The sequence below is a fragment of the Actinocrinis sp. genome, from assembly GCF_035650855.1.
Taxonomy (GTDB): Bacteria; Actinomycetota; Actinomycetes; order Streptomycetales; family Catenulisporaceae; genus Actinocrinis.
Window position 1 is genome coordinate 1 of the sequence record NZ_DASRGV010000203.1, and the last position, 8,618, is coordinate 8,618.

Below are 8,618 nucleotides of genomic sequence, written 5' to 3' on the forward strand. Positions count from 1 at the left end.
GGCTACCTCACGCGCGCCCTTATAGACCAAAGCCCTCATGCTTGCGTCGCCTTTCGGTTAGTGCGTTCAGGTCGGTTCCTGCCATTTGGGCCCGGCTGCCCGCGCGGTCATGGGGCAAACGGCGGATGCACCGTTTCGTCGGAGTTTCATCCGCTGCGTCCGGGTACCCGCGAAGCGCAGACGCGAGGTCCTCGATCGAACGCCGCGCAACGGGCGGCGACGTGCAGAAATCCAGGAAAGGAAGCACCATGAAGCACGCAGAGAGGGAGCGGATGGAAGCCGCGAGGCTGCCCGAGGGCAACATCATCCGCATCCTGCTGGAGCAGCACGCCGAGATCCGCGAACTGTTCGTCGCGGTCAAGGCTTCGACCGGCGCGCCGAAGCAGGAACGCTTCGACCAGCTGCGCGAGCTGCTGGCGGTCCACGAGGTCGGCGAGGAGATGATCCTGCGCCCGGTGTCCAAGAACACCGCGGGCCACGAGATCACCGACGCGCGCAACCACGAGGAAGACGAGGCCACGCACGTCCTGGCCGAGCTCGAGAAGATGGACGTCAACAGCCCCGAGTTCGAGACGAAGCTGGCGAGCTTCGAGCAGGCCGTGTCGGACCACGCCGAGCACGAGGAGCACGAGGAGTTCCCGACGGTGCTGGCCCAGCGCACCGAGGAGGAGCTCAAGCGGATGGGCGAGCGGCTGCTGAAGGCCGAGAAGACGGCCCCGACGCACCCGCACCCGACGGCCGCGGGTTCCCCGGGCATGGTGAAGGCCGCCGGCCCGTTCGCCTCGATGCTCGACCGCGCCCGCGACGCGTTCAAGAAGCACTCTGACGACAGCTGACGCGGAATCCGGCGCAGACTGCCGGTGGCGAGAAACGCGACCCACGTTTCTCGCCACCGGCCGCGTGTGCGTAGTGCTGCTCAGCTCTGTGTACTTGGTTCGAGATAGTCGAGGTAGCCCAGTAAGACCGCGTACTGCGACACTGCTGTTGGGCTCCAACGGGGCAGCGCGTCGAGAGGGGACGACACATGCCCACACCCGTACCGGCGACGGACACGCAGTTGCGGCAGCTCGCCGACCGCGGTGCGCAGACGTGGAGCGACAACGTCCTGCGAGACTTCGACCGCCATTGGCGGACAGGGCAGGCCACGGACGCCCTGCTGTCTGAGGTGCCCGCCGACCACCGCGATGCCATGACGGATCAGTTCGCGCAGTTCCTAGAGGGATGGCACGACCAACTCATCACCGTGGTGGATCGGTACCGCGGTCCGATCGCGGACCAGGCGTGGGCGGTGCTGGCGGCGAGAAACCCCCGCCCCACCGACCACGACCTCCACGACGTCGCGGCTGCGGACCAACTGGCCGCCTGGGCGGTCGCCGCCACCTGTGCCCATCAGGAGTCGGCCGCAAAGATCGAAGGCATCGGCGAGAGCATCAAGGCATTCCCTGAGCTCGTGGGATCGTTGGCGGGTATGCGGGCCAGCCTCGAAGCCCAATTCGAGCACCTGCGCGAGGAACTCGCCGAACGCATCGCCCGCACGAGCAGGATCAGAGCGCTCATCGACACCCACCCCGAGCGCGATGCCCTCCTGGCAGCGATCGGGGCGGACCTCTGGACGGCTCAGGCAGCGGCGGCGGACCAGCTCGCGGAACTGGCCGGCTCTGAAAGCGACCTCCACCGCGCTCTGCGCTCGATCTTCGACGGGCCGGCCGATGACGAGCAGATGGAGGAGAACCTGGCCGTGTTCAGCGCCCATCTACCAGCCGCCGTCGACACGAGCGCTGCCCTAGGCGCTCACCTGGAAACCCTGGCCGAGCGCATGATCGGCTACTTCTGCAACCCTGTGGTCTAGCCTCGACCGAGCGCCGCACGCCGACTGCACTGTTCCGCGTGAGTCTGCTCACATCGTTACGGCTCATTGATGTACTTGCTACTCGGGGCTATTGCTCAGTGCGGGTGCGTTGGCGGTCAAGGGCTCCGAGGAGCCGCTGCGTGAACGCACTCGTCGAGCCAGCCGGATCGGGTTGCGTGATGATGCCTTCGTCATCGCGGAGGCCTGACTCGGTGTTGTCGACGATTCCGGCCAGCGTCGCGATCGCTATGTCCTCGCGTTGGTCGAGGGCGCCGATCGGCTTTCCCTGCCGGTAAGCCGCCTCGACGAATCTTCGCGCGTGCTGGTCCGCAGCCAGCCAGGGCTCTGTATCGCCGAGCAGGACGACCGCGTCGTACGACGCCGAGTCCCCGTGCGCGATGGAGCGCGGAAGGGGCTCGTCGTCGTAGGCGCTGTCCGCGCCTGCCTTGCCCTGCGGCTCCGGGACCAGCACGGCCATTGAAACCTCGCAGGCGGCGAGTTGATCGCGCAGCTCCAAGCCGCGTGACCGGTCCGCACCCGGCGCACGCAGCACCGCGACCTCGCGCCTATGCGATGTGTTCGATGTATTTCTCACAGAACGCCTTGAGGTCGTCCGGCTTGCGGCTGGTCACCAGGCTGCTCGGGCGGCTGGTATCGACGACGACTTCCTGGTCCACCCAGTTCGCGCCGGCGTTGCGCAGGTCGGTCTGGAGGCTCGGCCAGGAGGTGAGCGTGCGGCCCTCCAGCGTCCCGGTTTCAATCAGCGTCCATGGCCCGTGGCAGATCGCGGCCACCGGCTTGCCGTCCTGCACGAACTTGCGCACGAAGGCCACCGCTTCGGGGATGGTGCGCAACCGGTCCGGGTTCGCGACGCCGCCCGGTAGCACGAGCGCGTCGAAGCCGTCCGGGTCGGCGGCGGAAAGCGGCTCGTCCACGTCCCACTGCGCGGCCCGATCGAGGTGGTCGAACAGCCACACCTTGCCCGGCTTCGGCGAGACCAGCACCGGGGTGGCGCCGGCGTCGAGCGCGGCCTGCCACGGGTCGCGCAGCTCGACCTGCTCGGTGCCCTCGTCGGCGACGAGGAAGGCAATACGGCGGCCGTTGAGGTCCTTGGCCATGAAAATCGCTCCGTCCAAAGAAGAGGGAGACAGGAATGCATGCAGGTGGTTACCCGGCGGGTCCGGTCTGTCCTGCCTGTCCCCGGCCCGTGGTCTCCGCCCGGCTACCCGAGCCCTTCGCGTGCGAAACGGCAGCACTGAAAACGCAGCAGCGACAATTGTGGGAAAGGCGGGTCATTGAAGCGCGGTGAGCTGGCGCAGTGGACCGGCGCGGCGTGTTCGCTGTCAGCGAACGGGCAGGTGGGCAACGCCGTCGGAGGTCCCTGCAGGCTGCTCGGCGTGCTCAGGGACGCGAAGTGTCGGGGTCGGTGCACTCGCCTCCGGTGCCGCGGGCTGGCTGCGCAGTGAACGCTTCGCGCGGAGACAGCGCACCAATTCTTCGAGATACGGCAGCGCGACAATGCAGCGCCGTCAGCGAGGCGGTCGCCATCAACGGCGCCACTTCGAGCAGGCTGTGAATGTGCTGCTCGGCCGGCGTCACCTTGCGCCTGCTCTCGGCATACGTCACGTCCCAGACCGCGGTGGCCTCATGTGCGCCGAGGCTTGCGGCCGCGGTGGTCAGTACCCCGGTCGCGGGATGCGTTAACGGCCTGTGGCCTAGCTGAGCGCACGTCGCCTCACCTCCGCCCTCCGTACCTGATCGTCGTTCTGCGTCATGCGGGTTTGGGTGCGGAGCGCTTGGGCAGTCAGCGCCTTTCGGGACGCACCAATCCGTCACGTTTTGGGGAGATTCTCAATGAAAGCAGTGGTGTGGCACGGAATCGGCGACATCCGCCTCGACTCCGTCGCCGACCCGAAGATCGAACAGCCGACTGACGCGCTGATCCGGATCACCCGCAGCGCCATCTGCGGCACCGATCTGCACCTGGTGCGCGGCACCATGCCCGGGATGAAGGAGGGCACCATTCTCGGGCACGAGGCGGTCGGCGTCATCGAGGAGACCGGTGCGCAGGTGCGCGGATTCTCCCCCGGCGACCGGGTGGTCGTGTGCTCGACGATCGGCTGCGGCACCTGCTCGTACTGCCGGGCCGGCTACTACGCGCAGTGCGATACGGCGAACCCGAACGGGCCGGCCGCGGGGACCGCGTTCTTCGGCGGGCCGGAGAGCACCGGACCGATCAACGGCCTGCAGGCGGAGTACGCGCGCATTCCGTACGCGATGACCACGCTGGTGCGCATCCCGGAGGGCGTGACCGACGACGAGGCGATCCTGCTCTCCGACATCTTCCCCACGGCCTGGTTCGGCGCGCGCCTGGCCGAGGTGCGCGGCGGCGACACGGTGCTCGTGCTCGGCGCGGGCGTCGTCGGGCAGTTCGCGGTGCTCTCGGCGAAGCGGCAGGGGGCAGGCCGGGTGCTGGTCGTGGACGGGATCGGATCGCGGCTTGACGCGGCACGGGCGCAGAACGCGGAGCCGATCGACTTCAACGCCGAGGACCCGGTCGAGGTGGTCAAGGAGCTGACCGGAGGCATCGGCGCGGACCGGGTGATCGACGCCGTGGGCGTCGACGCGCAGCGTCCGAAGCAGGGCCCTGCGGCCGGGCAGGCGCAGGAGCAGGCCGAGCAGTTCGCGCAGGAGCGGGAGAAGGCCGCGCCCGGAGCCCGGCCGCAGGACGGGCAGTGGGTGCCGGGCGACGCCCCGAGCCTGGCCGCGCGCTGGGCGGTGCAGGCCGCGGCGAAGGCGGGCACGATCGGCGTGATCGGCGTCTATCCGCCGGGCTTCGACGCCTTCCCGCTCGGCGAGGCGATGAACAAGAACCTGACCGTGAACCTGGGCAACTGCAACCACCGGCGCTATCTGCCCGGCCTGCTGAACCTGGTCGCGGCCGGCACCGTCGACCCGACCGCGTTCATCACCCGGCGCGCCGAGCCGGAGTCGGCGATCGAGGCGTACCAGACCTTTGATCGGCGCGAGGACGGCTGGCTGAAGACGGTGCTCGATGTCGGCTGACGGCGCGGGCCCGACACGCACCGACGAGCAGGTCCCGAAGCCGGGGCCCGCACACGCGCGCGGCGCGCAGACGGCCGAGACCGGCGGATCCGGCTCGCTCGGCGTCGGGGTCGCGGGTGACCATCTGCGCATCGTGCTGCGCCCTGTGGCGAGCAGCGCTCCCGTCGCGTTCTACGCGTTCGGCGCCGGGACGATCCTCTACAGCGCCCTGCAGCTGCAATGGCTCTCCGCGCAGCAGAGCAAGCCGCTCGCGATCATCCTGCTCGCCTTCGTGGGGCCCCTGGAGATCATGGCGGGGCTGGTCGCCTATGCCGCGCGCGATGCCGGCGTGGCCACCGCGATGCTGATCTTCGGCGCGGTCTGGATCGCGCTCGGACTGGAGCTGTACACCTCGCCGCCCGGCAGCCGCTCCACCGCGGTCGGGATGTTCATGCTCACGATCGCGGCCGCGGTGCTGATGATCGGCACCGGCGCGATCGTCGCGAGACCGCTGCTGGGACTGCTCGCGCTGCTGGCGACGGCGAGATTCGCGCTCAGCGGCTGGTACGAGCTGTACGGCGGCGTCAATGTCGAGCACGCCTCGGGCTGGCTTGGCATTCCGATCATCGCGATCTCGCTGTACGGCGGAACCGCGTTCCTCCTGGAAGAGACGATGCGCAAGCAGGTCCTGCCGATCGGCCGGCGCCGCGGCGCGGCGGCCGCGCTCGAGGGCGACCTGAGCCGGCAGATCGAGCCGGTGGCCCGCGAGGCCGGAGTGCGGCACCTGCTGTAGCGGGCCGGCTGTGGCGGGCTGCTGTCCACGGCGCGGTCCGGCCGTCCCGTCGCGTCGGCGTCGGCGTCGGCGTCGGCGTCGGCGTCGGCTTCAGGATTCGTCGGGAGCGAGCCGGAAGGTGAACTCGACGCTGCGCCACGCGCCCCCGACCTCTCGCTCGTCCGGCGTCCGGCCGTGGCGCTCGGCGAAGTCCACGATGAGCGCCTCCTTGACGCCGAAGACCGTGTCCGAGTCGAGGTAGTCGCCGCCCGCGACGAACAGCTGGGTCACGAGCCGGCGGTGGCCGGGCGCGCTGATCATGAAGTGCAGGTGCGGCGCCCGGTAAGGGTGGCGGCCGACGGCGGCGAGCATCGCGCCGACTGGGCCGTCATCAGGGATCGGATAAGGCGACGGCAGGATGGACCAGAACCGCAGCCGGCCCTCGTCGTCGGTACGGAAGCGGGCACGCAGAACCGGGCCGTCCAGGTCTGGTAGCTGTACGTCGTAGAAGCCGTCCTCGTTGGACTGCCAGACGTCGACGATCGCGCCGCCGAGGGGTCGATCCTGTGCGCCGATGATCCGCACGTCGGTCCACAGCGGGATCCCCGGCAGGCCGCCCGAGATGTCAGCACCCTGTTGCGTTTCGGGCGGCCCCGCCACGTAGAAGGGGCCGAGGACCGCGGACGGCGTGGCTCCGGGCGTGCGCGAGTTGGCAAGCATGTCGACGACGCTGGAGACGCCGAGCGTGTCGGAGAGCAGCACGAACTCCTGGCGCGTGTCCGAGCAGATCTGCCCGGTGCGGGTGAGGAAATCGATCGCGTGCTGCCATTCGCTCTGCGCCAGATCGTTCTCCACGGCGAAGGCGTGCAGATGCCGGACGAGACTTGTGATCAGCTGTCTTACGCGCTGGTCGGGAGCGTGCTCGAAGCTGGCGACGACCTGTTCGGTGAGCGAGCTTGTGTCGGGAGCCGCTGACACCGGACCCGAATCGGCGGCGCTGCGCGGCGATGATGGGTCAGGACGGCGTCCCTGCCAGGCGTCGTGCAGCAGGGATTCGAGACCGTCGACGGTCACCTCGCGCGGATTGGGATAGGACTGCGCGGCCGCAAGCTGCGCCGCGTGCGGGAGGTCGGTTTCCGCCAGGCCGAGCGTCTGCAACGAGGTCGGGCCGCCGACCGAAGCGATCAAGTCGAACAGGCCGCTCGGCGCGTCCTCGACGCCGAGGGCTTCGGCGATCCGGCGCATGGCCTGTGGCGCGGCCGGATCGTTGTAGGCCATCACATGCGGAAGGATCACCGTGTGCGTCTCGGCGTGGGGCAGGCCGAACGAACCGCCGAGGACGTGGCACAGCTTGTGATGCAGGCCCATGCCGGCCCCGCCGAGGCAGGTTCCGGCGAACCAGGCGGCACGCAGCAAATCGGCGCGCGGATCGAGCCGGCCGGCCGCTTCTGAGGCTGGGCCGGCGTCGCTTCGAGCGATCAGCGGCAGGGCGCGGGCGGTCCGGGCGATCGCGTCGAGGGCGAGGCCGTCGATGATCGGGTTGGCCTGCGGCGAGTACAGCGCCTCGACGGCGTGCGCGAGCGCGTTGACGGCGCTGGTGACCGTCATGCCGAGCGGAAGCCCTCGGGAGAGCTCCACGTCGTAGATGACCGTCTCCGGGAGAACCGCCGCGGACGAGGTCGTCACCTTGCGTCCGTCGCTCGTCTCGCCGAGGACCGGCGTGACCTCGGAACCGGCATACGTCGTGGGCAGGATGATCTGTGGCAGGTCGGTGCGCAGCGCCAGCGCCTTGGAGAGCCCGGTGGTCGAACCGCCGCCGAGCGCGACCAGGCAGTCGGCCTGCGCCTCGCGCAGCACGACGAGCGCCTTTTCGGTCACCTCGACCGGCGTGTGCATGGCCGCACCGTCGAATCGAGCGGCAAGCAGCGGACCGAGGGTTGAGCACAAGTGTTCGGCTGCGGCGGAGACGGAATGTCCGGCGAGAAGCAGCACGCGCGTGCCACCGAGCCGACGTACCTCGTCGCTGACGCGTGACGCGGTACCGCTGCCGAACAGCACTCGCGCAGGGTGCGCGGCGTACTCGAAGGACGCTCGCTCCAGCGATCCCGTCTCGAAGCCCTCGGTCGTCATCGCTCCCGCTCCCGTACCGTCTCAGCTTGTACGGGCCATGATTGCGCGGTGCCCGCTCGGGTACTAGGGCTTGCTTTCGCGCTATCGCGCCAGCACGCCGTATCCAGAGTTCGGAGGTCGATCGGGATGGACGGTGCCCGGCCCTTCGGCGAAGAAGCGCCGCCCGAGCAGCAAGCGAGCTGTGCGCTGCGGTACGGCAAGCGCCCGGAGACCGAACTGCAGCGCTGGGACCGCAACTTCACCGAGCTGCTGCAGGAGCTGCGGGTCGCGCAGACCGGCGTGCAGATCCTGTTCGGCTTCCTGCTCACGGTGCCGTTCAGCAACCGGTTCAGCCACGCGACGACCCTTCAGGTCGCGGTCTACACGATCACCGTGCTGGCCGCCGCGGTGGCCGCCGCGCTGCTCATCGCGCCGGTCAGCCACCACCGCCGGGTCTTCCGCCAGGGCCGCAAGCCGGAACTGGTGGTCTGGGCCGACCGCGTCGCGCAGGCGGGGCTGCTCGCCCTGCTGGTGGCGATGAGCGGCGTGGTGTTCCTGGTGCTGGATGTGCTGAAGGGCATCGCGCTGGCCCTTCCGCTGACCATCGCGATGGTCATCGTTTACTGCCTGCTGTGGTACTTGATGCCGAACCTGGTCTATTCCGATACGCCGCGCTCCGGCCGACGCGGTGATTAACCGGTCACTCTTCGAGAATCATCGAACGAGCCGGAAGATCGGCAAGGCCCGGTGTTTCCGGTAATTCCTGCCGAGACAGGTGTGATTCCTGCCGAGACAGGCGGGCGGCCGGCCCGGATAACCGGACCGGCCGCCTCGCATCCCTTT

Annotated in this window: 8 protein-coding genes; 5 read left to right on the plus strand and 3 right to left on the minus strand. The window is 69.2% G+C overall.

What is annotated here, in order from left to right; translation table 11 throughout:
- The first annotated feature begins 248 nt into the window (after window positions 1-248).
- Window positions 249-836, plus strand: coding sequence for a hemerythrin domain-containing protein (locus VFB40_RS14680; protein WP_324850975.1), 588 nt, complete (start codon window positions 249-251; stop codon window positions 834-836).
- 188 nt (window positions 837-1,024) lie between these two features.
- A complete protein-coding gene (locus VFB40_RS14685) occupies window positions 1,025-1,849 on the plus strand; it encodes a hypothetical protein (protein WP_324850977.1) in 825 nt (274 codons plus the stop codon).
- An 88-nt stretch (window positions 1,850-1,937) separates the two neighbouring features.
- Here VFB40_RS14685 and VFB40_RS14690 read toward each other — a convergent pair whose 3' ends face one another.
- Both VFB40_RS14690 and VFB40_RS14695 read right to left on the minus strand, forming a co-directional pair.
- A complete protein-coding gene (locus tag VFB40_RS14690) occupies window positions 1,938-2,444 on the minus strand; it encodes a type 1 glutamine amidotransferase family protein (RefSeq protein WP_324850979.1) in 507 nt (168 codons plus the stop codon).
- Window positions 2,416-2,967 carry a type 1 glutamine amidotransferase domain-containing protein gene (locus tag VFB40_RS14695; RefSeq protein ID WP_324850981.1) on the minus strand — a complete coding sequence of 184 codons (552 nt, stop codon included), beginning with the start codon at window positions 2,965-2,967 and terminating at the stop codon, window positions 2,416-2,418. Before VFB40_RS14695 ends, VFB40_RS14690 begins: the two co-directional genes overlap by 29 nt.
- Before the next feature lie 736 nt (window positions 2,968-3,703).
- Between VFB40_RS14695 and VFB40_RS14700 the strand changes: the two genes are divergently transcribed.
- Together VFB40_RS14700 and VFB40_RS14705 are read left to right on the plus strand one after the other, a co-directional pair.
- Window positions 3,704-4,915: an alcohol dehydrogenase catalytic domain-containing protein gene (locus VFB40_RS14700; protein WP_324850983.1), complete on the plus strand. Its 1,212-nt coding sequence runs from the start codon at window positions 3,704-3,706 to the stop codon at window positions 4,913-4,915.
- Window positions 4,905-5,687 (plus strand): GPR1/FUN34/YaaH family transporter, encoded by a 783-nt coding sequence (locus VFB40_RS14705; protein WP_324850985.1) that lies wholly within the window; start codon window positions 4,905-4,907, stop codon window positions 5,685-5,687. Before VFB40_RS14700 ends, VFB40_RS14705 begins: the two co-directional genes overlap by 11 nt.
- Before the next feature lie 90 nt (window positions 5,688-5,777).
- Here VFB40_RS14705 and VFB40_RS14710 read toward each other — a convergent pair whose 3' ends face one another.
- Window positions 5,778-7,796, minus strand: a complete 2,019-nt coding sequence (locus VFB40_RS14710) for a maleylacetate reductase and hydroxyquinol 1,2-dioxygenase domain-containing protein (RefSeq protein WP_324850987.1) — start codon at window positions 7,794-7,796, stop codon at window positions 5,778-5,780.
- Window positions 7,797-7,922: 126 nt separating this feature from the next.
- Here VFB40_RS14710 and VFB40_RS14715 point away from each other — a divergent pair, with 126 nt between their 5' ends.
- A complete protein-coding gene (locus VFB40_RS14715; RefSeq protein ID WP_324850989.1) occupies window positions 7,923-8,471 on the plus strand; it encodes a DUF6328 family protein in 549 nt (182 codons plus the stop codon).
- The last annotated feature ends 147 nt before the right edge of the window (window positions 8,472-8,618 follow it).

Bases quoted from the DNA above. Each gene is read 5' to 3' on its own strand.
- VFB40_RS14680 (WP_324850975.1), top strand. From the start codon at position 249: ATGAAGCACGCAGAGAGGGAGCGGATGGAAGCCGCGAGGCTGCCCGAG.
- VFB40_RS14685 (WP_324850977.1), top strand. From the start codon at position 1,025: ATGCCCACACCCGTACCGGCGACGGACACGCAGTTGCGGCAGCTCGCC.
- VFB40_RS14695 (WP_324850981.1), bottom strand. From the start codon at position 2,967: ATGGCCAAGGACCTCAACGGCCGCCGTATTGCCTTCCTCGTCGCCGAC.
- VFB40_RS14700 (WP_324850983.1), top strand. From the start codon at position 3,704: ATGAAAGCAGTGGTGTGGCACGGAATCGGCGACATCCGCCTCGACTCC.
- VFB40_RS14705 (WP_324850985.1), top strand. From the start codon at position 4,905: ATGTCGGCTGACGGCGCGGGCCCGACACGCACCGACGAGCAGGTCCCG.
- VFB40_RS14710 (WP_324850987.1), bottom strand. From the start codon at position 7,796: ATGACGACCGAGGGCTTCGAGACGGGATCGCTGGAGCGAGCGTCCTTC.
- VFB40_RS14715 (WP_324850989.1), top strand. From the start codon at position 7,923: ATGGACGGTGCCCGGCCCTTCGGCGAAGAAGCGCCGCCCGAGCAGCAA.